This window comes from Streptomyces sp. CBMA152 (assembly GCF_014596475.1).
In the GTDB taxonomy this organism is placed as follows: domain Bacteria; phylum Actinomycetota; class Actinomycetes; order Streptomycetales; family Streptomycetaceae; genus Streptomyces.
Window position 1 is genome coordinate 79,115 of the sequence record NZ_MECJ01000015.1, and the last position, 25,180, is coordinate 104,294.

The following is a 25,180-nucleotide window of genomic DNA, read 5'->3' on the forward strand; positions in this document are numbered from 1 at the left end:
GTTCAGAGTCCCTTGGTCTTGATGGTGATCGTGGAGCCCTCGGGCGCCTGGTCGCCGCCGTTCACCGACTGGCTGGCGATCTCGTCGCTGAGGAACGGGAACCCGTGGTCGACCTTGACCTTGAAGCCGGCCTTCTCCAGCTCCTTCTGCGCGTCGCCCGACTTCTCGCCGGTCACCTTGGGCACGGTGATCATCCGCGGGCCCTTGGAGACGGTGAGCGTGACCGTGTCGCCCTTGGCCGCCTGGGCGCCCGCGGCCGTGGACTGGGCCGCGATCTTGCCCGCGTCCTCCGGTGAGTTGACCTGCTCGGGCGCGATCTCCACGGTCAGACCGGCGTCCTTCATGGCGGCGGTGGCGTCGGCCACCGAGTCGCCGACGACCTTGGGGACCTCGACGGGGGCGCCCTTGCTGACGACGAGGGCGACGGCGGCGTCCGCGCGGCGCGGGGTGCCGGCGGCCGGGGCCGTGCTGACGACCGAGCCCTGGTCGGTGTCCTCGTTGAACTCCTGGGTCACCGAGCCCGGGGTCAGCCCCGCGTCGGCGAGCGCCTTCTTGGCGTCGTCGAGGGACTTGCCGGTGACGTCCGGGACCTTGACCATCTCGGGGCCGCGCGAGACCACGACGGTCACCGACGCGTTGCCGCGCACGCGCGCGCCCGTCGCCGGATCCGTCTCGATCACCTGGCCGCGCTTGACGGTGTCGCTGTAGCGGCCCTCGACCTTGCGTACGGAGAGACCGGCGTCCGAGAGCCGCTTCTTCGCGGCGCTCTCGCTCTGCCCGATGACGGCCGGGACGTGGGTGAACTGGCCGGAGTTGATGTACCAGACACCGGCGCCGACGCCCAGGACCAGGAGCACGGCGGCGAGCAGCGCGATCAGACCGCGCCGCCCGTTCAGTACGAGCCGGGGGCGCCGCCCGCCGTGCCCGCGCGCGGGGGCGGGCTCGGGCGTCGGCATCACCAGCCTGCTCGTCCGGTTCATCGGGTCCTGCTCGGCCGGGAGCGGGGCGGCGCCCGCCGGGGTCGCGGCGGGCCGCGCCGGGGTGGCCACCGCGCGCGGTATGACGCTCGTACGGTCCTCGGAGCCGGAACTGCCCGCAGCCGGGCGGGCCTGCGGCGGCACCGCGTCCAGCTGTTCGTCGCCCAGCGCCGCGCGCGCCTGGCGGGTCTGCGCGAGCAGCCCCACCGCGTCGTACGGACGGACCTCGGGGTCGCGCGCGGTCGCCGACGCCACCAGCTCGTCCAGCTCGACCGCGAGGCCGGGCACGACGGCGGACGGCGCGGGCACGCCCTCGTGGAGGTGGGCGTAGAGGATCTGGGCGGCGGTGTCCCCGGTGTGCGGCTTGGCGCCGGTGAGCATCTCGTAGAGGACGACACCGCACGCGTAGACGTCGGCGCGGGTGTCGGCGGTGCCTTGCTCGATCTGCTCGGGGGCGAGGTAGGAGACGGTGCCGAGGACGCCGCCGGTGGTGCTGGTGACCGCGTCGACCGCCCTGACCAGGCCGAAGTCGGCGACCTTGACCCGGCCGTCGTCCCCTATGAGCACGTTCTCGGGCTTCATGTCGCGGTGCACGAACCCGGCCCGGTGCGCGGCGCCGAGGGCTGCGAGGACCGGCTCCAGGATGTCGAGGGCGGCCCGGGGCTGCAGGGCCCCGCGCTCGCGCAGTACGTCCCGCAGGGTGCAGCCCGCCACGTACTCCATCGCCAGGTACACGTATCCGCCGGCCGTGCCCTGGTCGAAGACGCCCACCACATTGGGGTGCGCGAGCCGGGCCACGGACTTGGCCTCGCGGATGAACCGCTCGACGAAGGAGCCGTCGGCGGCGAGCGCCGGGTGCATCACCTTGAGGGCGAGCACCCGGTCGAGCCGGGTGTCGACGGCCCGGTAGACCGTGGCCATACCGCCGACGGCGATGCGCGCCTCGACTCGGTAGCGGCCGTCGAGCACCTGCCCGACGAGGGGGTCCTGAAGGGTCGTATCCACGCAGGAGAGTCTACGAGCGGCCACCGACACCCCGACCGCCCCGGGGCATCCCGGGGCGGTACTGCAGCCGACCTGTAACAGCGCGGCCGCCTCGCGGTGCTGTACGAAGCCTCAGAACGCCGGGCGTTCCGGGTCCAGTGCGGCCCGCCCCTCCATCGGGGACGACGCCTCGGCGAAGTGGCGGCGGGGGATGCGGCCCGCCCGGTGGGCCAGGCGGCCCGCCTCCACCGCGTACCGCATCGCCTCCGCCATCAGGACCGGCTCCTGCGCGCGCGTGACGGCCGACGCGAGCATCACCGCCGAACACCCCAGCTCCATCGCGAGCGAGACGTCGGAGGCGGTGCCCGCGCCCGCGTCCAGGATCACCGGGACCGTCGCGCGGTCCACGATCAGCTCGAAGTTGTGCGGGTTGCGGATGCCGAGCCCGGAGCCGATGGGGGAGCCGAGCGGCATGATCGCCGCGCACCCCACGTCCTGGAGCTTGCGGGCGAGCACCGGGTCGTCGCTGGTGTACGGCAGGACCGTGAAACCGTCGTCGACCAGCACTTCCGCCGCGTCCAGGAGCTCGATCGGATCGGGCAGCAGGGTGCGCTCGTCCGCGACCACCTCCAGCTTGATCCAGTCCGTGCCGAGCGCCTCGCGCGCGAGGCGGGCGGTGAGCACCGCCTCCCCGGCCGTGAAGCAGCCCGCCGTGTTCGGCAGGACCGCGATGTTCAGCTTCTCCAGGACGGACAGGACCGAGCCCTGCACCGTCGGGTCCAGGCGGCGCATCGCGACCGTCGTCAGCTCGGTGCCGGAGGCGGCCAGGGAGCGCTCCAGGACGTCCAGGCTGGGCGCCCCGCCGGTGCCCATGATCAGGCGCGAGGTGAAGGTCGTACCGCCGAGGGCGAACAGGTCGTCGGCCATGGCTCAGCCTCCCTGTACGGCGGTAAGGACCTCGACGCGGTCGCCGTCGCCGAGCGTGGTGGCGGACCACTCGCCGCGCGGCACCACCATCTCGTTGACGGCGGCGGCGACCCCGGCGGGCGCGGGGGTCAGGGTGGCGACGAGCACGTCCAGAGTGGTGCCCGCGGCGAGGTCGCGTACCTCACCGTTCACAGAGACGGTCAGCACGGAGACGGTCATACGGTCAGCTCCTGCGGTGCGGACTCCGCCGGGGCGGAGGTGAAGCGGCGGGGGGTGAACGGACGGGCCTCGTCCGGGAGTTCACCGGTGGTCAGCGCGTGCGCCAGCGCGTCGCCGGTGACGGGGGTGAGCAGCACCCCGTTGCGGTAGTGGCCGGTGGCCAGGTGCAGGCCGGGCAGCGCGGTCGGGCCGAGCAGCGGCGCGTTGTCGGGGGAGCCGGGGCGCAGCCCGGCGCGGGTCTCGGTCAGCGGCAGTTCGGTGATGCCGGGCACCAGCTCGTGCGCGTCGCGCAGCAGCTCGTAGACCCCGCCCGCGGTGACCGTGGTGTCCCAGCCCAGCTCCTCGCTGGTCGCGCCGACGACGAGCTCGCCGTCGGCGCGCGGCACCAGATAGACATGGCTGCCCCGGACGACCGCGCGGACCGTGCGGGACAGGAACGGCGCGTACGCGGGCGGCACGGTGAGCCGCAGCACCTGGCCCTTGACCGGCCGCACCGGCGGCAGCAGCTCGGCCGGGACGCCCGCGAGGCGCCCGCTGAGGCTGCCGCCCGCGAGCACCACTTGGCCTGCGGTGAGCGCGGTCCCGTCGGTCAGGACGGCCCCGGCGGCCCGCTCCCGTACGACCGAGAGCCGTTCCGCCCACTGGCGGTGGAAGCGGACCCCGGCCCGCTCGCACGCCACGACCAGGGCTTTCGCCAGGCGGCGCGGGTCGATCTGGTGGTCGCCGTCGACCCGCAGCCCGCCGCGTACGCCGGGTGCCAGCATCGGTTCGAGCTTTCGGCACTCGCGCCCGGTCAGCCACTGCGAGTCGAGCCCGGAGCGCTGCTGGAGCGCGTGCAGTTCGCGCAGATGGGCGCGGTCGTCGGCGTCCAGGGCGACCGCCAGCGTGCCGCAGGCGCGGTAGCCGGTCTCCAGACCGCTCGCCTGCTCCAGCTCGGCCACGAAGTCCGGGTAGCGGCGCGCGGAGGCCAGGTTGAGGCCGAGCAGCGTCTCCTCGCCGTAGTGCAGTTCGGTGACGGCGGCGAGCATGCCCGCGGCCACCTGGGCGGCCCCGCCGCCCGGTTCGGGGTCGGCGAGCGCGGTGCGCAGTCCGCGCTGCGCGGCCCGCCAGGCCGTCACGAGGCCGATGATGCCGCCTCCGACGACGAGCACGTCCGACCCGTTCTCGGATGAATGCATGGGCGTCCAGCCCCTCCCTTCGCCGGCATGACCCGGATCAGGTTCGTACGGTCGGAGGCCGCTTCAGCCTCCCTCTCAGCCCGTTGCGTCCGGGCTCCCGCGAGATGGTTTTCGTCCCGCCGGGGCGCCCGGGGCAGGGCCCCGGGGCGACGGCGGTACGTCGGCCAGACTAACCCCAGCGCCCCCTCGGCAGTAGGGAGCGTCCGAGCCGGGGTACCTGACGCTGTGTCAGATGTTTATGGTGATCGGGTGAGCGAACAGCAGACGCATGCGGAACAGCGGCACGTGGTCGTCGTCGGCGCGGGCATGGCCGGCGTCCAGACGGCGGTGGCCCTGCGTGAACAGGGCTTTCCGGGCCGGATCACCCTCATCGGGGCCGAGCCCCACCAGCCGTACGACCGGCCCCCGCTCTCCAAGGCGGTGCTGCTCGGCAAGGCGGAGGGCTCGGCCTTCGAGGTGGACTTCGAAGGGCTCGGTGTCGAGCTGCGCCTGGGCGAGAGCGTCACCGGCGTACGCGCGCGTGAGCACGAGATCGACACCGCGGCCGGGCCCGTCCCGTACGACGTCCTGGTGATCGCCTCCGGCGCGGAGCCCATCACCCTGCCGGGTATCTCGGACCTGCCCGATGTGCATCTGCTGCGCACCCTGGACGACGCCGGGCGGCTGCGCGCGGTCCTCACCGACCAGCGGCGGATCGTGGTCGTGGGGGCGGGCTGGATCGGCGCCGAGTTCGCCACGGCCGCGCGCGAGGCGGGCTGCGCGGTCACCGTCGTCGAGGCCGCCGAACGCCCGCTCGCGGGCGCGCTGCCCGCCGAGGTCACCGAGCCGATGGCCGCCTGGTACGCGGAGAGCGGCGCCGAACTGCTCACCCACGCGCGCGTGGCGGCCCTCGAACCCGGCGCCGTCCTGCTCGCCGACGGGCGGCGCCTGGTCGCCGACGCGGTCGTCGTCGGCATCGGCGCCCGGCCCACCACCGACTGGCTGGAGGACACCGGCATCGAGCGCGGCCGCGAAGGCGCCATCACGGCCGACGACCGGCTGCGCACCTCGCTGCCCGATGTGTACGCGGTCGGCGACTGCGCCTCCTTCCCTTCGGGAAGGTACGGGGAGCGGCTGCTCATCCACCACTGGGACAACGCCCTCCAGGGCCCGCGCACGGTCGCCGCGGACATCGTCGGCGAGGCGGTGCGGCCGTACGACCCGGTGCCGTACTTCTGGTCGGAGCAGTTCGGGCGGTTCGTGCAGTACGTCGGCCACCACCGCGGCGCCGACCGGCTGCTGTGGCGGGGCGACCCGTCGGGCGCCGCGTGGACGGTGTGCTGGCTGCGGGACGGGGTGCTCGTCGCCCTCCTGGCCGTCGGCCGACCGCGCGATCTGGCACAGGGCCGCAAGCTCATCGAGGCAGGTGCGGCGCTGGATCCGGCCCGCGCCGCCGACCCGTCGGTCCCTCTCAAGGCGGCAGCTGGCTGAGCTCCGGCTACCGGCTGTCAGTGGCAGATGGCAGGCTTGTCCCGTGACCGAGATTGACGCAAAAACCGATGCACTCGTCCCCGCCTGGCTCCACCTCCCCGACATCGCGGAGATGCTCGATGTCGAGGTGACGCGCGTGCGGCAGCTGGTCAAGGAGGGCCAGCTCATCGCCGTGCGCCGCGGTGAGAACCGGACGCTGCAGGTGCCCGCCGCCTTCATCGACGGCGACAAGGTCGTCAAGGGCCTCGCCGGGACCCTGACGCTGCTGCGGGACGACGGCTACTCCGACGAAGAGATGCTCGAGTGGCTCTTCACCTCCGACCCGACCCTGCCCGGCACCCCCGCGCAGGCCCTGAGCGAGAATCGCGGCACGGAGGTGAAGCGCCGCGCCCAGGCGCTCGCCGTCTGACCTGGATCGTTCGACAGGTGGGTACGGACCGGCTCGTCCGGTCCGTACCGCACCGGACCCAACGGGGGACCTTCATGCCCACGGCCCGTGAGCAGCTCGCCGACGCCCGGCTCTACCTCTGCACGGACGCCCGCAGGCGCCAGGGCGACCTGCCCGCGTTCCTGGACGCGGTGCTGTCCTCGGGCGTGGACATCGTGCAGCTGCGGGACAAGGGCATGGAGGCCGCCGAGGAGCTGGAGCACCTGGCCGTCTTCGCCGACGCCTGCCGCCGGCACGGCAAGCTGCTCTCGGTCAACGACCGGGCGGACGTGGCGCACGCCATCGGCGCCGACGTGCTGCACCTGGGCCAGGGCGATCTGCCGGTCCCGGCCGCCCGCGCGATCCTCGGCGACGAGGTCCTGATCGGCCGCTCCACCCACGCCGACGCGGAGGCCTTCGCGGCCGCCGTGGAGCCCGGCGTGGACTACTTCTGCACCGGCCCCTGCTGGCCCACCCCGACCAAGCCGGGCCGCCACGCCCCGGGCCTGGACCTGGTGCGTTACACGGCCTCGCTCGGCATCGCGCGGCCCTGGTTCGCCATCGGCGGCATCGACGCGGCCAACCTCGACGAGGTCCTTGACGCGGGCGCCGAGAGGATCGTGGTCGTCCGCGCGATCACCGAGGCGGACGATCCCGCCGAGGCGACGGCGAACCTCGCGAAGCGCATACGTGAACGCGCGGTGGCTCGGTAAAGGTCATTTGTCCGAGGGGTGGACAAGAGTCCGGCAATGCGGACAAATTACCTTCCCCTTGTTGGGCGACCGGCGGAGCCTGGCTAACCTGCGAGTATGGCCCTTGGCACAGCTTCTACCAGGACTCATCGCGCGCGTACCGTGCGCGAGATGCTCGCGTCCGGTGAGACGACGTATTCGTTCGAGTTCTGGGCGCCCAAGACCGAGAAGGGCGAGCGGAACCTCTGGAACGCGCTGCGCCGGGTCGAGGCGGTCGCCCCCAGCTTCGTCTCCGTGACCTACGGCGCGGGCGGCTCCACCCGCTCGGGCACGGTCAAGGCGACCGAGCAGATCGCGGCCGACTCGACGCTGACCCCGGTCGCGCACCTCACGGCCGTCGGCCACTCCGTCGCCGAGCTGCGCAACATGATCGGGCAGTACGCGGACGCCGACATCCGCAACATCCTCGCGGTCCGGGGCGACCCGCCCGGCGACCCGATGGGCGACTGGGTGAGGCATCCGGACGGCGTGACTTACGCGGCCGACCTCGTTCGGCTGATCAAGGAGTCCGGCGACTTCTGCGTCGGCGTCGCGGCCTTCCCCGAGATGCACCCGCGCTCCAGCGAATGGGACACCGACGTACGGCACTTCGTCGACAAGTGCCGCGCGGGCGCCGACTACGCGATCACCCAGATGTTCTTCCGCCCCGAGAGCTATCTGCGACTGCGCGACAAGGTCGCCGCGGCCGGTTGCACGACCCCGATCATCCCCGAGGTCATGCCCGTGACCAGCGTGAAGCAGCTGGAGCGGCTGCCGCAGCTCAGCAACGCCGAATTCCCGCCCGAGCTGAAAGAGCGGATCCTCGCGGTCAAGGACGACGCGGCCGCTGTACGCTCCATTGGCATCGAGTTCGCCACGGAGTTCTGCGCGCGGCTGCTCGCCGATGGCGTACCCGGGTTGCATTTCATTACCCTCAACAACTCCACGGCGACGCTCGAGATCTACGAGAATCTGGGACTGCACCAGCAGCCCTGATCTGTCGCATCAGGCGTACCGGCCGGCCGTCCCGCCAAGGGGGCGGCGGCCGTGGGAAGAGGGGCGTACATGGGCTGGGCGGTCCTCTACATCGCGTTCGGCATCGTCGCGCTCTGGCTGCTCGGCGAGGTGCTCCTGCAGTACAAGGCGCGGCTGCGCTGGCGGCTGCTGGCCTTCGCGGGGTTCCTGTGCGTGGTCCTCGGCGTGCTCCTCCCGTCCATCTTCGTGATCATCGTGGGCGCCATCGCCTTCGCGGTCGGCCAGACGTACGTCACCCTCTCGTTCCGCCGGGGCTTCTCGACCGGGTGGGCGGTCGGCGGCAGGCCGGGCGCCAGCCGCCGTCGCCGCGCGGGCGGGAAGACGGCCCCGCTCCAGGACCCGGTGCTCCAGGTCTCGGACATGCGCGACGAGTCCGAGGGCCCGGCCGACGGCTTCGCCGCCGAGGGTCAGCACATGACGGACGCCGATGCCACCGATCCGGCCACGGCCACGCAGGCGGGCTCCGTCTACGAGCCGCAGCCGCTGCCCGACGAGACCGGCCAGTACGGCATCTACACCGAGACGGCCTACGCCAACGCCCAGCAGCCGTACGGCTACGACGCCGGACAGCAGCAGTACGCCGACCCGTACGCGGGTCAGTACGGCTATGGCACGGAGGGCGGGCAGCAGCAGTACGCCGCGTACTCCGACCCGTACATCGGCAGCGGCACCACCCAGGCGTACGGCGCCGGTGCCTATGACGTCTATGCCGCGCCCCAGCAGCCCTACAGCGACCCCTACGCCCAGCAGTACGGCATGGACACACCGCCCGGAGGCGTCTGGGTGCCGCAGCAGCGCGACGGCGAGCAGCAGCAGTACGGCGAGGAGCAGCCGCCGCCGTACCCGCCGGGCGGCACGTACGACACCGGCAACGGCTACACCAACGAGCAGCACCCGTACCGCTATTGAGTGACGGTGGCCGAGTGGCCGTGGCGGGCCGGGCGGCGCCGGTGAGGTGCCCCGGCCCGCCCGCTCGCTGCGGCCATGTCGCTCACTGCGAGCCGCGGAAGTCGTCGCCCTCCACGATCAGGCCGCTCACCAGCGACCCGGACATCCCCGCGTGCGCCAGCCCGCCGCCCGGGTGGGCCCAGCCGCCCGCGAGGTAGAGACCGGGCAGCCGGGTCCGGTTGCCGGGGTGGAGATGGTGGGCCCGCGCCCCCGCGAGCGAGGGTGCCGGGACCGAGCCGCCCTCGGCGCCCGTCTCGGCCGCCGTCTCGGCGGGTGTGCGCACCACGCGCCACAGCGTCCGCTCCCGCAGCCCCGGCACCGCCGCCTCGGCGATCTCCGTCAGCGTGTCCGCGTACCGCTCGCGCAGCTCCGCGTCGGTCCAGTCGACCGGGCCGTGCGGGGCCACCGTCGCGGTCAGCGTGACGGCCTCGTGGTCGTCGTCCGGGCGGGTCGTGGGGTCGTCGGGCCGCAGCACCGTCACCGTCGGCCGTATCGCCGGGTGGCGGGTGGCGAAGACGGAGGCCGCCTCCGCCGCCGGGTCGGGGGAGTGGACCACCGTACGGTGCACCGTGTCCGCCGGGCGCTCGCCGCGCAGCGCGAGCAGCACCGTGAACCGGCCGGGGGCAGGCGTCTCACGCGGCCTCACATCGCCCTCCTGCCAGGGCTCCCGCTCCCGCAGCGGGCCGGAGCCGGGGCGGGGCTGGGCGGCGAGGACCACCGAGTCGGCCTCCTGCACGGTGCCGTCGGCGAGCTCCACACCGGCCGCGCGGCCGTCCTTCTCGTGGATCCCGGTGACGTCGGCGTCGAAGACGAACGTGACCCGCCGGGCCAGGCACCGCTCGTACACCGCGCGTGCCAGCTCCCGCATGCCACCGCGCACGTACCAGCTGCCGAACGTCTGCTCCAGATACGGCAGCAGGGCCGCGCTCGCCGGGGCGGTGCGCGGGTCCAGGCCCTCCGCCAGCGCGTAACCGCTCAGCAGCGTGGCGAGCCGGTCATCGCCCAGCTCCCAGGCGCCGACCTCGGCCAGGGTGCTCGCCTGGCGCGCGGAGCGCAGCAGGCGGCGCTGCTTGGGCGCCGGATACGGATCGCGGGCCAGGACCTGCCAGTCGGGCCAGAGCGGCTCCTCCAGGAGCGGCCGGCGCGAGCGGTCCCAGGCGTCCCGCGCCCGCCCCAGGAAGTCGCCCCACTTCTCGCCCGCGCCCGCGCCGAGCGCCGCGTCGAGGGCCGAGACCACGCCCGCGCGCGAGGCGTTGGGCAGCGAGAGCGCGGTGCCGTCGGCGAAGAGGTGCCGGGAGGCGGGGTCGGTCGGCGCGAGCTCGACGCGGTCCTCCAGGGGCTCCTTGCCGGTCTTGAGGAACAGATCCCGGTAGACCGCGGGCAGGCGCAGCAGACCGGGGCCGGTGTCGAAGGTGAACCCGTCCCGCTCGTACCGCCCCAGCGCGCCGCCGTACGTCGACGTGCGCTCGTACACCGTCACCCGGTTGCCCGCCACGGCCAGCCGGGCGGCAGCCGCCATGGCGCCCATCCCGGCGCCGATCACCGCAATCCTTGCCATGTCGGGGACTTTATCCGCCACCACTGACAACGGGCCCGGGCAGGCCTAGCGCTCCGGGCCCGGGTGGCCGGCCGCCGCCAGGCGTTTCTCCTCGCGGCGCTGGGCGCGGCGGCGCCGGAAGCGGCGGATCTGGCGCCACAGGACGACCAGTATCACCAGGCCGATCAGCAGCAGAGCGCCCGCGATGATCGCGGCCGCCAGCGGGTGGAAGATCGCGAAACTTATGAGCGCGGCCACGCCCAGGTCCTCGGCCGTGCTGAGCGCGATGTTGCTGAACGGCTCGGGCGAGGTGTTCACCGCCATCCGCGTCCCGGCCTTCACCACATGGCTCAGGAGCGCGCTGGAGCCGCCGATCGCGCCCGCCGCGATGTGGGACAGCGACCCGCTCTGCCCGGCGAGCAGCGCGCCCACCACGGCTCCGGCGACCGGCCGGATCACCGTGTGCACGGAGTCCCAGACCGAGTCGACGTACGGGATCTTGTCGGCGACGGCCTCGCAGAGGAACAACACGCCGGCGGCGATCAGGACGTCGGGGCGCTGGAGCGCGTCGGGCACCTGGTCGGTGACGCCGGTCGCGCCGAAGATGCCGAGCAGCAGGACCACCGCGTACGCGTTGACCCCACTGGCCCAGCCGCTGGTGAATACCAAGGGGAGAACGGACACGGGCATGATCGTAACGATTTCCGACTTTGCCGTGGCTGAGGTTGAGCACGGACGCCTGAGTACCCGTACTTAGAACATGAGATGAGTAGTTGCGCGGATGGGGTGCCACCTGTGCGAACGGGAGAGTGGAGCGCACGGAGGGGGCAGACGCGTCCGGACCGCCGACACGGGGCGGCGGAACGGCGCGCCTCCCCTGACGAACGGGGTACGGGGGAGACCCCGTGGAGGGGACGTGCCGGGGCTCAAGAGCCCGGCCCGGCCCCCTTCGTCGTTCTTGGGCTCAGCGCCCGCTGACCCGCCCGTGCAGCAGCCGTGAGAGCGCCGCGTGCACCTCGTCGAGGGAGCGCTCGCTCTGGAACGCCTGCCAGTCGAGGGCGGCCACCAGGACCATCCCGACCAGCGCGGCCGCCGTGAGCGGGATGTCGATCTCCTCGCTCAGCTCGCCCTCCGCGACGGCCTCCCGCAGCACCGTCTCGACCACGGCCACCGCCTCCTGGCGCACCACCATCAGGGTGGACTGCCAGGCCCGGTTGGTCCGCCAGAGCTCCGCCACGTACAGCTGCGTGAAGGCCGGATACCGGTGGATGAACTCCAGACCGGCCCGGATCATGGCGTCCAGCGCCTCGACCCGGGTGCCACCGCGCGCGTGGGTGGCGTCGGCCGCGTCCTGCAGTGACGCGGTCAGCAGGCCGACGCCGTGCCGCAGCAGCTCCTCGAAGAGCTCGGTCTTGCTCTTGAAGTTGTAGTAGACCGTGCCCTTGGCGACTCCGGCGCGCTCCGCGATCTCGTCCACGGTGGTGGCCGAGAACCCCTGCTCGGCGATGAGCGTCACCGCCGCCTCGTAGAGCTTCTGCCGGGTCGCCTGCCGTCTGGTGCTGCTGTCCATGCCGTCGATTCTCACAGGTCTCGGCCCTCTCAGAGGCTCAGCTCGGGGTGGAGCCGGTCCAGGGTCCAGACCTGCTTCTTGCGGGCCGAGAGCGCGGTCAGGGCGAGCGAGCCCGCCGTGAACGCGGCCAGCACCGCGCACGCCTGCCAGACCGGGCCGAGCCCGCCGCCCGTGATCAGCCGCCGCAGCCCGTCCACCACGTAACTCATCGGCAGATACGGGTGGATCGCGTTGAAGAACGCCGGGCTCGTCTGGACCGGATACGTGCCGCCCGCCGAGGTCAGCTGGAGCATCAGGACCGCGAGCACCAGGATCCTTCCGGCCGCTCCGAAGCGGGCGTTGAGCCACTGCACGATGGCCGCGAAGCAGCCCGAGACCAGCACCAGGAAGCCGATCGTGCCGGCCGCGCGCTCCATCTGAAGGCCGAGCCCGAAGTGCAGCACCGCCATCAGCGCGCCGACCTGGAGCACCCCGACCGCCGCCACCGGCAGCCAGCCCGCCAGCGCGATCCGCCACGCCGACGCGCCCGCCGCGAGCGCCCGCCGGTTCATCGGCTGGATCAGCATGTACGCGACCATCGCGCCCACCCACAGGGAGAGCGGGATGAAGTACGGGGCGAAGCCGGTGCCGTAGTTGGGCGCCTTGTGCAGCGCGTGCGAGGCGAGCTGGACCGGGTCGGCCATGACGCCGGTGCGCTTGTCGCGGTCCTGCTTGTCGTAGTCGGGGATCTTGCCGACGCCGTCGTGCAGACCGCCCGCCAGGTCGGCCGAGCCGTCGGAGAGCTTGAGCAGCCCGCCGTCGAGGGTTCCCGCGCCCTTCTTGAGCTTGCCGACACCCGTGTCGAGTTCGCCGATGCCTGACTTGGCGGAGGCCAGACCTGTGTGGAGGGTGCTCGCGCCCTTGGCGACCTTCTTGGCGCCCTTGTTGAGGGCGTTCACGTCGCCGACGGCCTTGTCGAGGTCCGTGGCGAGCGTCGGGGCGTTCGCGGCGAGCCTGCGCGCCTGCTTCTGGAGGTCGGCGAGGTTCCGGTCGAGCGTCTTGACGTCGCTGTTCTGGTCCTTGACGACGGTGTTCAGGTCGTCGGCGATGGTCGCGACGGTGGCCGCCGCGTCCTTGGCGTCCTTCAACTGCGGGCAGAGGGGGCCGGGCGTCGCGGTGGACCGGCACAGCGCCTTGTAGTCGCCGTCCAGGCGCTCGGCGGCCTTGTGGGACGCGGACGCGGCGGCTGGCGCCGCCTTGATGACGTCGGCGAGGTGGTCGCGTACCGGCTGCACCGAGTCGTCGACCAGCTTGGCCGTGTCGCCGATGGCCTTGGCGTTCTCCTTGAGGAACGGACGCGCCTTGTCCGCCGCGCCGTTGACCTTGTCCGCGAGGGTCTGGGTGCCCGCGGCGACCTGCCGGGCGCCGTCCTCCAGGTCGGCGGAGCCGGAGTCGAGCTTCTTGATGCCGCCCGCCAGCTTGTCGCTGCCGTCCTTGGCGTCGCTGAGCCCGTCCGCGAGGTCCTTGGAGCCCTTCTTGGCCTTGCCGAGGCCGCCCTTGAGGTCGGCGGCGCCCTTGGCGGCCTTCTCGGTGGCGTCGTGGAGGTCGGAGAACGAGATGAAGATCTTGTCGAGGAACGTACGGGACGCCTTGGCGGAGGCCGCCGAGCGCACCTCGGAGAAGACCGTGCGGGAGATCGACCCGACGATGTAGTTGTTGGCGTCGTTGGTGCGCACCTGGAGGGCGCCGGTCTCGGGGGAGTCCCCGGAGCTCGACGCGATCCTCTTACTGAAGTCGGCGGGCATCGTCAACGACAGGTAGTACGTGCCGTCCTCGACGCCCTTGCGCGCCTCGGCGTCACTGACCTCGTGCCAGTCGAACGTCTTGCTCGCGCGCAGCTTCTCGGCGATCCCGTCGCCCATGGCGACCTTCTGGCCGCCCGCGGTCGCCCCCTTGTCCTCGTTGACCAGCGCGACCGGCACCTTGTCGAGCCGCCCGTACGGGTCCCAGAACGAGCACAGGTAGAGCCCGCCGTACAGCAGCGGCAGCAGCAGGAGCGCCACCAGCGCGGCGCGCGGCAGCTTCCCCCTGCCGAACCGCTTGAGCTCAAGCGCGGCCAGTTTCGGCGAACGCATCCCCCGCCCCCTCCTCGTCGATCCCCCGCGCCTCGTCCCCCGAGACCGGACCGGTCGTGTCTGTGTCCGTGTGTACGTCGTGGTCTTCTTCCGTACTACGTACGGTGATGTCGGCGCCCCCGGGCGCCTGGCTGCAGACGGCGACCACCGTCGTACCGGCGTCCGCGACCGACCGCAGCAGCGCCCAGGCCTCGGCCCGCTCGGCGTCGGAGAGCTTCAGGTCGATGTCGTCCACGCCGATGAGGCGGGGCCTGCCGATCAGCGCGAGCGCGAGGGACAGCCGCAGCGCCTCCAGGCGCTCCAAATCGCGCACCGAGGTGCGCTCGCCCTTGGGCAGGGTGTCGAGGTCGAGCCCGGCCTCCTTCAGCGCCCGCGCGATCGCGGCCTTCGCCTCGGCCCGCCGCTCGGCGGGCGAGCGCAGCAGGGCGCGCACGGAACCGTCGAACCAGCGCCCGAGCAGCGCCCGTTCACGCAGGTGCTCGGCGACGGTCAGGGCGGGGTCGAGGTCGCTGACCCCCGGGACCTGGCCCAGTGCGCTGAACCGGCGCACGGCGGCCATCCGGCGCGGCAGCCGCTCGCCGCCCACCTCGGCGTGGCCCTCGGTGGGCTTCATACGGCCGGTGAGCGCGAGCAGCAGACAGGTGCGGCCCGAGCCGGACGGCCCCTCGACGGCGATGAGCGAGCCGGGCGCGGCGTCGAGCCGCACACCCCGGAACGCCCAGCCGCGTGGGCCCTTGAGTCCGAAGTCCTCGGCGCTGACGCCTGCCCCGTGCGGGCTGTCCACGGTCCCCCCTCGCGCTGGTGAACTTTTGAACTGACTGGTCAGTACAAAAGATAGCCCGAACCTGCGTACGGGACAAAGGGGCAGGTCAAGAGCGGGCCGGAGGTGGGCCGTTGGCGCCCCGGAGGTGGGCTGCGGGCGGTCCGGGAGGCGGGTCGAGGGTGCGCGACGGCCGATTGTCAGTGGTCGCCCTCACGATGGACACATACGGCCACAGCGCCGTCACACGACGACAGGAGGTTCGTCATGGCCAGCCATCGCGCGGCAGCCGCCCACCGGCGCCGCTCCACCGGCCCTGCCCCCTCACTGACCGGTCCCGCGAGCGACATCCACCCCGTGCTGCGCCGCGACGGCGCACCACCCGCCGCCCTTGATCTGCTCGCCCAGGCCCGCAGCGGTCTGGACGAGGCCGCCGTGCTGGAAACCCCCAACGAGCGGTACGCGACGGCCCATCTGGCCGCGCTGCGCACCGCCGCCGCCGTCCTCGCCGCCCGCGGCCGCCCCGAGACCGAGCCCCATCGGCGGCGCCGGATCCGTACCGCGTGGGAGGTGCTGTCCGAGATAGCGCCCGAACTGACCGAGTGGAGCGCCCTGTTCGCCTCGGGCGCCACCCGCCGGGCCCGGGCCGAGGCGGGCATACCGGGCGCGGCGACGGGTCGCGACGCCGACGACCTGATCCGCGACGCCGCCATGTTCCTGCGCCTGGTCGAACGGCTCCTGGTGCTCCAGCCGCTGCTGCCCCAGCCCAGGCCCCGGGAGCCGGACGCGGGGTGAGGTGCGGGGTGAGCCTGCGGTGCGACACGGGGCAGGCGCCGGGTGAGGTGCGGGGATGAGCCGGGGCGGGCACGCGAGGCAATAGGGTGGACGGGTCTTCACCGTTATTTGCCCCGCCGTCACGCGGCGGCACCGCGCCGAGGAGTCAACTGCCGTGCCGGACCCCATGCGCCCCCGCGCCTCCCTCCGTACCGCCGTGGTCTGGGACGTCCTCAAGGACGCTCTCGACCGCCGGGTCAAGGCGACCGGGCGCGAGGCGTTGGACGTTCTCGACACCGGCGGCGGCTCGGGCAACTTCGCGGTGCCCGTAGCGCGCCTCGGCCACCGCGTCACCGTGGTCGACCCCAGCCCCAACGCGCTCTTCGCCCTGGAGCGCCGCGCCGCCGAGGCCGGCGTGGCCGACCGGGTGCGCGGCGTCCAGGGCGATGTGCTCGGCCTGTTCGACGTGGTCGAGCGCGGCGGCTACGACGCGGTGCTCTGCCACGGCGTCCTCGAATACGTCGAGGACCCGGCCGCGGGCGTGCGCAACGCGGTGGACGCGCTGCGGTCCGAGGGGGCGCTCAGCCTGCTCGCCGCCGGGCTCGGCGGTGCGGTGCTCGCCCGCGCGCTCGCCGGGCACTTCACCGAGGCCCGCCGCGCGCTCGGCGACCCGGCCGGCCGCTGGGGCGACGGCGACCCGGTGCCCCGGCGGTTCACGGCCGAGCAGCTCACCGCGCTCGTCGCCGCGACCGGCGTCGAGGTGGGCGCGGTGCACGGCGTACGGGTCTTCGCCGACCTGGTCCCCGGGGTCCTGGTGGACACCGAACCGGGCGCCCTGGACGCGCTGCTCAAGCTGGAGGCGGCGGCCGCCGAGCTGCCCGCGTTCCACGCCGTGGCGACCCAGCTCCACGTCCTGGGCGAGAAGCGCGCCTGAGCCGTCCCGGGCGGAGCGGGCCGATCCGGGGCGAACCCGGCGAACGCCTGCCCGCCTCCCGCGGGTCCGCGCCCGGCCGTCCCGGCGCTGATCAGCGACGCAGTCCCGGACGGAGTAGCGCATGCAGTACGCCACAGGCCGCCCGATCGGCGGCTTCGCCCCGTATGATCGAGGTACAAGGTCCGGCATGGCGGGTCGGTCGATGGGGCATTGACTCCCCACCGGCCGAGCCGCCGTGGCGGCTCGGATTGGCGAATTGGCGTAGAGGGCGGGTTTCACGGGGGCGATTCCCTGCCTATCCTGAAGGGGCCGCATCCGGTCGCCCCCCGCGACCGACGAGTAGGAGGACTCCGTGCCGCTCTCGGAGCACGAGCAGCGCATGCTCGAGCAGATGGAGCGAGCGCTGTACGCCGAAGATCCCAAGTTCGCGACAGCGCTTGAGGGAAGCGGGCTGCGTACGTACACCCGACGACGGGTCTACCAGGCGGTCGCTGGCTTCCTGGTGGGTATCGCGCTCCTCATGATTGGTATCGGGCAGGGGATCTGGATCAGCGTGGTCGGGTTCCTGATCATGCTCGGTTGCGCCGTGCTCGCGGTCACCGGCTGGCGCAAGGCGCCACGGCGCGGTGAGCAGCCGGCGGGCGGCGGAGGTACGACGCGGCGGCAGGCCGCGCGCGCACCGAAGCGGTCGATGATGGACCGTATCGAGCAGCGCTGGCAGCGGCGCCGCGACGAAGGCGGCCGCTAGGCCTGGCGGCCCTGCACCTGGATGTGGCTGAGGGGTGATCACCTTTGAGGTGATCACCCCTCAGTCGTGTTCCCGGCGCCCTGGCCCGGGTGCCCCGGTATGTGTGTCGGCCGCAGGCCGGAGCGGGGTGAATCGCTCGGCCTGCGGCCTTGCTCGTCCTCAAGCGCCGGACGGGCTGGATTTACCCCCGCTGTCGCGAAGGCCTCCGTATCAGCGTCGTCGCGCGCGCCGTCAGGCCCGCCGTCGCCTTCTCCCAGCGGGCCGAGGCCGACCACAGCACCCGTACGGCCGAGCGCGGGGCCACGTTCGCGCGCAGGCGGGTCCAGGCGGTGACCGAGGCGCGCAGGCCTGTGCGGGTGCGGTGGGCATCCTCGGCGAGGTCTGCCACCGGCCGCGGCTGTGGCGCGTACAGCACCTGTTCCACCGCGCTCGCCGCCCGGTGCACCGACTCCGCCGCCATGCCGTCCAGTCGGCCGAGCCGCACCATCCGCGCGGCGGCCTTGCGGGGGGTCAACGACTCGTCGGGGACCAGGCCGTGGTCCCAGGCCGTGTCGATGATCTCCCGCCACACGGCCAGCGTGGCGGCGGTCGGATCGGCGTCCGGGTGCCCGCTCGCGCCGAGTCGCCTGGACCGTACCCGCACCCGCCACAGCCAGGGCAGCAGCGGCAGTCCCAGCGCGGCCAGCACGCCGAGGGACACCGCCGCGACCGTGGCCAGCGGGGTCCCGCTGTCGCCGCCGCCCGTGGTGGCCGCCGGGGCGACCGGGCCGCAGTCGTTCTGCTTGCGCTGCTGCGCCGTGCAGGAGGACGAGGGGGTCGGCTCGGCCGAGGGCTGAGCGGACGGGCCCGTGGACGGCTTCACCGGGTTGGTGGGCGAGCCCGACGGGGTGTCCGGCCGGGTGTAGTCGGGGGCGTAACCGCGCGAGGGGGTCGGCTCGAAACGGGTCCAGCCCACGCCCTCGAAGTACAGCTCGGGCCACGCGTGCGCGTCCCGCAGCCCCACCGACATCGTGCCGTCCGGGCGCGGCTCGCCGGGCGTGAAGCCCACCGCCACCCGGGCCGGGATGCCCAGGGTCCGGGCCATCGCGGCCATCGAGAACGCGAAGTGGACGCAGAAGCCCTGCTTGTCCTTGAGGAAGCGGGCTATCGCCTCCGTACCGCTGCCGGACTCCACCTGGGTGTCGTACGTGAACCCGCCGCGCACCGCGAACCAGTCCTGGAGCATGACGGCCCGCTGGTAGTCGCTGGTCGCGCCCTTGGTGACCTGGCGGGCGGTGCTGTTCACCACGCGCGGCAGGGACGGCGGGACCTGGGTGTACTCCCGTACGAGCGCTCCGGGCGCGGGCGGCGCCGAGGCCAGCTGGTCCGCTGTCGGGCGCACTTGCAGGCTGCTGACCTGGTACTGCGCTCCGCGCGTGGTCTGTCCCCGGTCGCCGACCAGGGTCCGGCCGACCGGCTCGAACCGCCAGTGCCCGCCGATGTCGACCTTGGTCGCCGGATACGGCATCGGCAGCCAGTTCTGGCTGTACCAGCCCGCGGCCGACACGCTCGTCCTGATCTCGGCGGTGCCGATCGACGGGCTCAGCCCCTCGGGCTGCGGCAGTACGTCCGGCACGTCCCGGATCTTGCGCTCGGACGACTTCCAGGAGGTGCCGTCGAACTGGTCGAGCGCCACGATCCGCAGGTACATGTCCTGGGTTTCCTGCGCGTTGGTGCGATAGCGCAGGACCTCGCGGTCCTCGGGCTGGTTGAGGCTGTTCTGGAGCGAGACCAGCGGGTTGACCGCCGAGATCGTGCCGCCCCCGCCGCCCTCACCGCTGCCGCCTCCGGCGGCGCCGAGCAGTCCGCTGCCCATGGCGGGCAGCGCGGCCGGGATCACCAGGGCGATGCCGAGCGCGAGCGCGCCGATCCGCCGTCCGGTGCGTACCGGCGCCAGCGGGGAGCCCTCCGCCTCCAGCGGAGTCTGCGGCCGGTTGGAGCGCGCGGCCCCGCCGAACACCCGCCCCCACTGCGAGAGCCGGTCGCGGCCCTCGGCGAGCAGAAGCAGCAGATAGCCGGCGGCCGCGAGCACGAACCACAGCCAGCTCGCCCCGCCGTTCGAAAGCCCCGCGGCCACCGAGTAGAGCGCGAGCAGCGGCAGCCCGGCCGGGGCGGCGCTGCGGAAGGTCACGGCCAGCGCGTCCACCGCGAGCCCGATCACCAGCGTGCCGCCGACCACCATCAGGCGGATGCCGTCGGTCGAGGGCGCCGGGATCGCGTACCGCCCGACGTCGTCGGAGCCCTGGCCCAGCAGCGTGGAGAGCTGCTCGAAGGCGTCCGGGCCCGGCAGCAGCCCGCCCAGCGCCTGGTCCCGGGCGAACACCAGGGTCAGCACGACCAGCGTCACCACGGCCTGCACGAGCACCGTGAGCGGCCGGGCCAGCGGCACCCGCCGGGCCAGCATGCCCACCCCGCTCTGGATCGCGAGCAGGAACGCGGCCTGCACGATCCAGGAAGCCGGATTGACCAGCGGCAGCAGCGAGCACGACGCCATCACCGTGGCGGCGAAGGCGCACAGCGCCAGCCGTCCGCGCCCGCTCATGACCATGCTCCCGACATTCCCGAGGTTCCCGACGGGTGCGGGGCGCTGCCGAAGGAGGCGCCCGGACCCGTCCGTTCATGACCCGCCTGCCGCCACAGGGCGGCGAGTTGAGCTCCGGGCGGCACGGCGAGCGCCGTCCAGCCGGCCTCGCGCAGCAGCCGCAGCGACCGCTCGGCCGGGGAGGGCCCGCCGGGCGGCGGTGTGCCGTGCGTCCACAGGTCGCTGTCGAGGACGAAGGCGACCGCCGCGCCACTGCGCCGCCGCATCTTCGCCGCGACCGCGGCCTGTTCCTCGTCGAGGTCGCCGAAGAACCCCACGAGCAGCCCTTCGTTGCCGCCGCGCAGCACGTCGTACGCGCGCGAGAGGCCGCCGCCGTCGGAGTGGTCCACGACCGCGAGGGTGTCCATCATCAGCCCGGCTGAGTCCGTCGTGTCCTGCGAGGAGCCGGCGAAGCCGCCGCCGCCCTCGCCCGGGACCGCACTGCCGGTGTCGGTCAACAGCCGCACCGAATAGCCGCGTTCCAGCATGTGCACCAGCGCCGAGGCCGCGCCCGAGACGGCCCATTCGAAGGCCGAGTCGGGGCCCGCGCCCGCGTACGCGATGTCACGGGTGTCGAGCAGCACCGTGCACCTGGCCCGCTGCGGCTGCTCCTCGCGGCGCACCATCAGCTCGCCGTAGCGCGCGGTGGAGCGCCAGTGGACCCGGCGCAGGTCGTCGCCGTGCCGATAGAGGCGCGGGATCACGTCGTCCTCACCAGCCAGCGCCAGCGAGCGGTGCCGCCCCTCGCCGTACCCGGCGGCCTCGCCGGACAGCCGCACCGGCGGCAGCGGCTCGGTGCGCGGTATCACCGTGAGGGTGTCGAACGCGCTGAACGCGCGCGTGAGCTCGCACATCCCGAACGGGTCGGTGAGCCGCAGCTGGAGCGGCCCGAGCGGATAGCGCCCGCGCAGATCCGAGCGGACCCGGTAGGACACCTCGCGCTTGCCGCCCGCCTCCACCCGGTCCAGGACGAACCGGGGCCGGGGCCCGAGCACGTACGGAACGCGGTCCTGGAGCATGAGCAGGCCGGTGGGCATCCGCGAGACGTTGTCGACCCGCAGATGCACCCGGGCCTCGGAGCCCGCGGGCACGCGCGCGGGGGAGAGGCGGCGGCTGCCCGCGACCCGGTACCGCGTGCGGTACAGGACCGTCACGCAGACCAGCGGCAGCACGGCGAGCAGCAGCCCGACCCGCAGCAGATCCTCCTGGCCCAGGACGTACGCGCAGATCGCGGCGGCGATACCGGCCGCCAGGAACGAGCGGCCGCGGGTGGTGAGCCCGGACAGGGCGGCGCGCGCGCCGCCCCTCTCGGCGTCCTCGGGTCCGGCTCCCGCCGAGGGTCCGCCGCTCGCCATCACAGCCGCCGGGTGCCGGGCTGCTGCTGGCCGTAGAGCGGGCCGCCGGCCTGCGGCACCGGGGTGCGCTGCAGGATCTCCAGGACGACCTGTTCGGCGGTGCGGCGGTTCAACTGGGCCTGGGCGGTGGGCAGCAGGCGATGCGCGAGGACGGCCACGGCGAGCGCCTGGACGTCGTCCGGCAGCGCGTACTCCCTCCCGCTCAGGGCCGCGGACGCCTTGGCCGCGCGCAGCAGGTGCAGCGTGGCGCGCGGCGAGGCGCCGAGTCTGAGGTCCGGGTGGCTGCGGGTCGCCCCGACCAGCTCCACCGCGTATCTGCGCACGGCGTCGGCGACGTGCACCTTGCGGACCGCGTCGACCAGCTTGACGATGTCGTGCGCGTGCGCCACGGGCTGCAGATCGTCCAGCGGCGAGACCGCGCCGTGCACGTCGAGCATCTGGAGCTCGGCCTCGGCCGACGGGTAGCCGATCGAGACGCGGGCCATGAAGCGGTCGCGCTGGGCCTCGGGGAGCGGGTAGGTGCCCTCCATCTCCACCGGGTTCTGGGTGGCCACCACCATGAACGGGCTGGGCAGTTCGTAGGTCTGCCCGTCGATGGTGACCTGGCGCTCCTCCATCGACTCCAGGAGCGCCGACTGGGTCTTGGGCGAGGCGCGGTTGATCTCGTCGCCGATCACGATCTGGGCGAAGATCGCGCCCGGCTTGAACTCGAAGTCCCGCCGCTGCTGGTCGTAGATCGACACACCGGTGATGTCCGACGGCAGCAGGTCCGGTGTGAACTGGATGCGCCGCACCGAGCAGTCGATGGACTTCGCCAGCGCCTTGGCCAGCATGGTCTTGCCCACGCCGGGCACGTCCTCGATGAGGAGGTGCCCCTCCGCGAGCAGTACGGTCAGCGAGAGCCGTACGACCTCGGGCTTGCCCTCGATCACACCCTCCACCGACCTGCGGACACGCTCCGCAGTGGCGGTCAGATCTGTGAGGCTCGCTCGCTCGTCATAGGTCGTCACCCGGCCCTCCTCGGCCCTTCCCCGCGCTCAGCGAGCGGGGATACCCCAGTTACCTGGTGGGCCGGCGCACTGAGAGCGACCCGGCCCACCTCGACATACGGACACCTGGCCCGAGGCGTTCGGACGGGGTGTCACCACCGCATTCTTGTTGCCGTCGCCGGGTTGTGTCACTCGCCTGTGGATAACTGGAGGGGATATGTCGGGGGTTGCCGTGTTTTTATCCCCGAAGACGCTGCGAAAAGATGCCGAAGCGATGCTTCCGCTTGTCGTACGAGCGGCGTGGCGGACCCGCCGGAGGCCTCAGTCCGTCGGGTCGATCTCGCGCAGCAGACCGGTGGTGACGTCGAAGACGAAGCCGCGTACGTCGTCGAGGTGCGGCAGGAACGGCGAGGTGCGTACCCGCTGCATGGACTGGCGTACGTCCTGGTCGACGTCGCGGAAGGACTCCACGGCCCACGCGGGGCGCTGGCCGACCTCGTCCTCCAGCTCATGGCGGAAGTCCTCGGTGAGCGACTCCAGGCCGCAGCCGGTGTGGTGGACGAGCATGATGCTGCGGGTGCCGAGCGCCCGCTGGCTGATGGTCAGCGACCGTATGACGTCGTCGGTGACCACGCCGCCCGCGTTGCGGATGGTGTGACAGTCGCCGAGTTCCAGGCCGAGGGCGGCGTGCAGGTCGAGTCGGGCGTCCATACAGGCCACGACGGCGACGCGGAGGACCGGCCGGGCGTCCATGCCCGGATCGCTGAACGCGTCCGCGTACCGGCGGTTCGCGGCGACCAGCCGGTCTGTGACGGTTCCCCCGTCACTGACCGCGAGGTGGGGGCGGACGGGGGGCTCTGCGGGGCGGTGCGCAGGAGTCGACATGTCTATGACGGTAGTCGCCGGAGATCGTCCAGTCGCGTCCTGGAGAGGGAAAAATCCCGTCAACTCGGTCGGTTGTGAGGTAACCCACAAGCGTGCTAACCGGTAATCCGTACGGGTGAAAAGCGAACCCCGCGACGCGCTGGGCCGTTGATTGACCGAAAGGACCGGTGGACTAAAGTGACGCGAAGTGGGAGGGGTGACACGCTCCGGCCCGCTTGTGGGGACACACCTCGTGTCCGCAGTACAGAGCAGTTGCACAGTTTCCCCCCGCGTGCGCGGCGTGCGTACGGCTCGGCCTCCTCCCGCTCGCCGGTCGGCTGACGCCACTTCCCCGGCGCCAGCAGACCCTCCCCTTACGAGGGGCACCTCCCGGCGTCAGCCGGGGGAGGGCGGGGGCCCGGCAGTATGCGCGGCGCCCCGCCGGACCTGAGAGGGCGCATGAGCCAGAGTCGACACGTCCCGGTGATGCTCCAGCGGTGCCTGGACCTGTTGGCCCCGGCCCTGACCGAGCCGGGCGCGGTCGTCGTCGACTGCACCCTGGGCCTCGGCGGCCACAGCGAGGCCCTGCTCACCCGGTTCCCCGAGGCGCGCCTGATCGCCCTCGACCGGGACAAGGAGGCCCTGCGGCTCTCCGGCGAGCGCCTGGCGCCCTTCGGGGAGCGCGCCACGCTGGTCCACGCCGTCTACGACGAGCTCCCGGACGTACTGGACCGGCTCGGCGTCCCGCGCGTCCAGGGCATCCTCTTCGACCTCGGCGTCTCCTCGATGCAGCTCGACGAGGCCGACCGCGGCTTCGCGTACGCCCAGGACGCCCCGCTGGACATGCGTATGGACCAGACCACCGGCGTCAGCGCCGCCGAGGTCCTGAACACCTACCCGCCGGGCGAGCTGGTGCGGATCCTGCGCCAGTACGGCGAGGAGAAGCAGGCCAAGCGGATCGTCTCCGCGATCGTCCGCGAGCGCGAGAAGGAGCCGTTCAGCAACAGCGCCCGGCTCGTCGAGCTGATCCGCGACTCGCTGCCGCAGGCCGCCAAGCGCACCGGTGGCAACCCGGCCAAGCGCACCTTCCAGGCCCTGCGCATCGAGGTCAACGGTGAGCTCTCGGTCCTGGAGCGGGCGATTCCGGCCGCGGTGAAGGCGCTCGGCGTGGGCGGCCGGATCGCGGTGCTCTCGTACCACTCGCTGGAGGACCGGCTGGTCAAGCAGGTCTTCGCGGCGGGCGCGGCCAACACCGCGCCGCCCGGCCTGCCGGTCGTGCCCGAGCAGTACCAACCGCGACTGAAGCTGCTGACCCGAGGCGCCGAACTGCCGACGGAGGAGGAGGTCGCCGAGAACCGGCGGGCCGCCCCCGCCCGGTTCAGGGGCGCGGAGCGCATCCGGGAGGACATTTCGTGAGCGAACCGGCCAAGCAGTTCAGGGGGCGGGCCGCGCGGCTCGGCAGGCTGCTGCCCTCGACGGGCGGGCGCAGCGCCGCCCGCACCCCGTTCGTGCTGCTGGTCGTGGCGCTCCTCGGCGGCGGCCTGATCAGTCTGCTGCTGCTCAACTCCTCGCTCAACGAAGGCTCGTTCAAGCTGAGCGAGCTGCGCCGCAAGACCACCGAGCTCACCGACGAGCAGCAGGCGCTGCAGCACGACGTGGACGGTCTGTCCGCCCCCGACGCGCTCTCGCGCCGGGCCACCGAGCTCGGGATGGTCCCCGGCGGCAGCCCCCTGTTCCTGAACCCGAACGGCACGGTCAAGGGCGTCCCCGCCGCCGGTTCCGTCCAGCCGTCACCGGCGCTCAGCCCCGAGATGGTCCAGGGCGCGGCGGTGACGGTCCCGGCCACCGAGGCCCCCGCCGCCTCCCCGACGCACCCCGTGCCCGAGCAGGCGCACCCCGCTCCGGAACCCGCCGCTCCGGCCACGCGTACCCCGCAAGCCGTCCCGCCGCACGACGCCGTTCCCGCCGCGCCCCCGGCGCACGCCCCCGCGAAGACCTCCCCGACCCCCGGCAGGTGAC

At 73.1% G+C, this 25,180-nt stretch carries 23 protein-coding genes and 1 riboswitch; of the genes, 10 read left to right on the forward strand and 13 right to left on the reverse strand.

The window, feature by feature from the left end:
* Positions 1-2: 2 nt before the first annotated feature.
* The 4 genes from pknB to thiO form a co-directional block, all read right to left on the reverse strand.
* On the reverse strand, positions 3-1,982 hold the full coding sequence (gene pknB / locus BG418_RS13695) for a Stk1 family PASTA domain-containing Ser/Thr kinase (protein ID WP_188274096.1): 1,980 nt from the start codon (positions 1,980-1,982) through the stop codon (positions 3-5).
* Between the two features lie 111 nt (positions 1,983-2,093).
* A complete protein-coding gene (locus BG418_RS13700; RefSeq protein WP_188274097.1) occupies positions 2,094-2,888 on the reverse strand; it encodes a thiazole synthase in 795 nt (264 codons plus the stop codon).
* 3 nt (positions 2,889-2,891) lie between these two features.
* Positions 2,892-3,107, reverse strand: a complete 216-nt coding sequence (gene thiS, locus BG418_RS13705; protein ID WP_188274098.1) for a sulfur carrier protein ThiS — start codon at positions 3,105-3,107, stop codon at positions 2,892-2,894.
* The gene (gene thiO, locus BG418_RS13710) at positions 3,104-4,285 is read right to left on the reverse strand and encodes a glycine oxidase ThiO (RefSeq protein WP_188274099.1); all 1,182 of its coding nucleotides are present in this window, start codon (positions 4,283-4,285) and stop codon (positions 3,104-3,106) included. The genes thiS and thiO overlap by 4 nt, the downstream gene beginning before the upstream one ends.
* Positions 4,283-4,396: riboswitch (TPP riboswitch) on the reverse strand. (Overlaps the previous gene by 3 nt.)
* A gap of 138 nt (positions 4,397-4,534) precedes the next feature.
* On the opposite strand from thiO, the gene BG418_RS13715 reads away from it, so the two are divergent.
* From BG418_RS13715 to BG418_RS13735, 5 genes are all read left to right on the forward strand, one after another.
* Complete coding sequence (locus tag BG418_RS13715) at positions 4,535-5,755, forward strand: NAD(P)/FAD-dependent oxidoreductase (RefSeq protein WP_398998683.1); 1,221 nt, start codon at positions 4,535-4,537, stop codon at positions 5,753-5,755.
* Between the two features lie 43 nt (positions 5,756-5,798).
* The gene (locus BG418_RS13720; RefSeq protein WP_101387944.1) at positions 5,799-6,164 is read left to right on the forward strand and encodes an Rv2175c family DNA-binding protein; all 366 of its coding nucleotides are present in this window, start codon (positions 5,799-5,801) and stop codon (positions 6,162-6,164) included.
* 74 nt (positions 6,165-6,238) lie between these two features.
* Entirely contained in the window at positions 6,239-6,895 is a 657-nt protein-coding gene (gene thiE / locus BG418_RS13725) for a thiamine phosphate synthase (protein WP_188274100.1), read from the forward strand.
* A 96-nt stretch (positions 6,896-6,991) separates the two neighbouring features.
* Entirely contained in the window at positions 6,992-7,909 is a 918-nt protein-coding gene (gene metF / locus BG418_RS13730) for a methylenetetrahydrofolate reductase [NAD(P)H] (RefSeq protein WP_188274101.1), read from the forward strand.
* 69 nt (positions 7,910-7,978) lie between these two features.
* A complete protein-coding gene (locus BG418_RS13735) occupies positions 7,979-8,857 on the forward strand; it encodes a hypothetical protein (RefSeq protein WP_188274102.1) in 879 nt (292 codons plus the stop codon).
* Positions 8,858-8,939: 82 nt separating this feature from the next.
* Here the strand turns inward: BG418_RS13735 and BG418_RS13740 are convergent, their stop codons facing one another.
* The 5 genes from BG418_RS13740 to BG418_RS13760 all read right to left on the reverse strand — a co-directional run bounded on the left by BG418_RS13740 (position 8,940) and on the right by BG418_RS13760 (position 14,901).
* Complete coding sequence (locus BG418_RS13740; protein ID WP_188274103.1) at positions 8,940-10,454, reverse strand: NAD(P)/FAD-dependent oxidoreductase; 1,515 nt, start codon at positions 10,452-10,454, stop codon at positions 8,940-8,942.
* Positions 10,455-10,499: 45 nt separating this feature from the next.
* Positions 10,500-11,117: a DUF4126 domain-containing protein gene (locus BG418_RS13745; RefSeq protein ID WP_188274104.1), complete on the reverse strand. Its 618-nt coding sequence runs from the start codon at positions 11,115-11,117 to the stop codon at positions 10,500-10,502.
* A 280-nt stretch (positions 11,118-11,397) separates the two neighbouring features.
* A complete protein-coding gene (locus BG418_RS13750) occupies positions 11,398-12,003 on the reverse strand; it encodes a TetR/AcrR family transcriptional regulator (RefSeq protein ID WP_188274105.1) in 606 nt (201 codons plus the stop codon).
* Between the two features lie 29 nt (positions 12,004-12,032).
* A complete protein-coding gene (locus BG418_RS13755) occupies positions 12,033-14,117 on the reverse strand; it encodes a YhgE/Pip family protein (protein ID WP_188274106.1) in 2,085 nt (694 codons plus the stop codon).
* A complete protein-coding gene (locus BG418_RS13760; protein ID WP_188274107.1) occupies positions 14,089-14,901 on the reverse strand; it encodes an ATP-binding cassette domain-containing protein in 813 nt (270 codons plus the stop codon). Before BG418_RS13760 ends, BG418_RS13755 begins: the two co-directional genes overlap by 29 nt.
* Before the next feature lie 243 nt (positions 14,902-15,144).
* Between BG418_RS13760 and BG418_RS13765 the strand changes: the two genes are divergently transcribed.
* The 3 genes from BG418_RS13765 to BG418_RS13775 all read left to right on the forward strand — a co-directional run bounded on the left by BG418_RS13765 (position 15,145) and on the right by BG418_RS13775 (position 17,333).
* Entirely contained in the window at positions 15,145-15,672 is a 528-nt protein-coding gene (locus BG418_RS13765) for an SAV_6107 family HEPN domain-containing protein (protein WP_188274108.1), read from the forward strand.
* Between the two features lie 154 nt (positions 15,673-15,826).
* Positions 15,827-16,585, forward strand: coding sequence for a methyltransferase (locus tag BG418_RS13770; protein WP_188274109.1), 759 nt, complete (start codon positions 15,827-15,829; stop codon positions 16,583-16,585).
* Positions 16,586-16,937: 352 nt separating this feature from the next.
* Complete coding sequence (locus BG418_RS13775; RefSeq protein ID WP_188274110.1) at positions 16,938-17,333, forward strand: DUF3040 domain-containing protein; 396 nt, start codon at positions 16,938-16,940, stop codon at positions 17,331-17,333.
* Positions 17,334-17,514: 181 nt separating this feature from the next.
* Here BG418_RS13775 and BG418_RS13780 read toward each other — a convergent pair whose 3' ends face one another.
* The 4 genes from BG418_RS13780 to BG418_RS13795 form a co-directional block, all read right to left on the reverse strand.
* Positions 17,515-19,914, reverse strand: coding sequence for a DUF3488 and transglutaminase-like domain-containing protein (locus tag BG418_RS13780; protein WP_188274111.1), 2,400 nt, complete (start codon positions 19,912-19,914; stop codon positions 17,515-17,517).
* Positions 19,911-21,308, reverse strand: a complete 1,398-nt coding sequence (locus tag BG418_RS13785) for a DUF58 domain-containing protein (RefSeq protein WP_188274112.1) — start codon at positions 21,306-21,308, stop codon at positions 19,911-19,913. The genes BG418_RS13780 and BG418_RS13785 overlap by 4 nt, the downstream gene beginning before the upstream one ends.
* On the reverse strand, positions 21,308-22,318 hold the full coding sequence (locus BG418_RS13790; protein WP_188274113.1) for a MoxR family ATPase: 1,011 nt from the start codon (positions 22,316-22,318) through the stop codon (positions 21,308-21,310). The genes BG418_RS13785 and BG418_RS13790 overlap by 1 nt, the downstream gene beginning before the upstream one ends.
* Positions 22,319-22,618: 300 nt before the next feature.
* A complete protein-coding gene (locus tag BG418_RS13795; protein ID WP_223184792.1) occupies positions 22,619-23,182 on the reverse strand; it encodes a carbonic anhydrase in 564 nt (187 codons plus the stop codon).
* A gap of 438 nt (positions 23,183-23,620) precedes the next feature.
* Here BG418_RS13795 and rsmH point away from each other — a divergent pair, with 438 nt between their 5' ends.
* Together rsmH and BG418_RS13805 are read left to right on the forward strand one after the other, a co-directional pair.
* Positions 23,621-24,577, forward strand: coding sequence for a 16S rRNA (cytosine(1402)-N(4))-methyltransferase RsmH (gene rsmH, locus BG418_RS13800; RefSeq protein WP_188274114.1), 957 nt, complete (start codon positions 23,621-23,623; stop codon positions 24,575-24,577).
* Positions 24,574-25,179: a septum formation initiator gene (locus BG418_RS13805; RefSeq protein WP_188274115.1), complete on the forward strand. Its 606-nt coding sequence runs from the start codon at positions 24,574-24,576 to the stop codon at positions 25,177-25,179. The genes rsmH and BG418_RS13805 overlap by 4 nt, the downstream gene beginning before the upstream one ends.
* The last annotated feature ends 1 nt before the right edge of the window (position 25,180 follow it).

What these genes read in the sequence shown, in the direction of transcription:
- rsmH (WP_188274114.1), top strand. Translation starts at nt 23,621, where the DNA reads ATGAGCCAGAGTCGACACGTCCCGGTGATGCTCCAGCGGTGCCTGGAC.
- BG418_RS13755 (WP_188274106.1), bottom strand. Translation starts at nt 14,117, where the DNA reads ATGCGTTCGCCGAAACTGGCCGCGCTTGAGCTCAAGCGGTTCGGCAGG.
- thiE (WP_188274100.1), top strand. Translation starts at nt 6,239, where the DNA reads ATGCCCACGGCCCGTGAGCAGCTCGCCGACGCCCGGCTCTACCTCTGC.
- BG418_RS13765 (WP_188274108.1), top strand. Translation starts at nt 15,145, where the DNA reads ATGGCCAGCCATCGCGCGGCAGCCGCCCACCGGCGCCGCTCCACCGGC.
- metF (WP_188274101.1), top strand. Translation starts at nt 6,992, where the DNA reads ATGGCCCTTGGCACAGCTTCTACCAGGACTCATCGCGCGCGTACCGTG.
- BG418_RS13735 (WP_188274102.1), top strand. Translation starts at nt 7,979, where the DNA reads ATGGGCTGGGCGGTCCTCTACATCGCGTTCGGCATCGTCGCGCTCTGG.
- thiO (WP_188274099.1), bottom strand. Translation starts at nt 4,285, where the DNA reads ATGCATTCATCCGAGAACGGGTCGGACGTGCTCGTCGTCGGAGGCGGC.
- BG418_RS13785 (WP_188274112.1), bottom strand. Translation starts at nt 21,308, where the DNA reads ATGGCGAGCGGCGGACCCTCGGCGGGAGCCGGACCCGAGGACGCCGAG.
- BG418_RS13700 (WP_188274097.1), bottom strand. Translation starts at nt 2,888, where the DNA reads ATGGCCGACGACCTGTTCGCCCTCGGCGGTACGACCTTCACCTCGCGC.
- BG418_RS13750 (WP_188274105.1), bottom strand. Translation starts at nt 12,003, where the DNA reads ATGGACAGCAGCACCAGACGGCAGGCGACCCGGCAGAAGCTCTACGAG.
- BG418_RS13780 (WP_188274111.1), bottom strand. Translation starts at nt 19,914, where the DNA reads ATGAGCGGGCGCGGACGGCTGGCGCTGTGCGCCTTCGCCGCCACGGTG.
- thiS (WP_188274098.1), bottom strand. Translation starts at nt 3,107, where the DNA reads ATGACCGTCTCCGTGCTGACCGTCTCTGTGAACGGTGAGGTACGCGAC.
- BG418_RS13795 (WP_223184792.1), bottom strand. Translation starts at nt 23,182, where the DNA reads ATGTCGACTCCTGCGCACCGCCCCGCAGAGCCCCCCGTCCGCCCCCAC.
- BG418_RS13740 (WP_188274103.1), bottom strand. Translation starts at nt 10,454, where the DNA reads ATGGCAAGGATTGCGGTGATCGGCGCCGGGATGGGCGCCATGGCGGCT.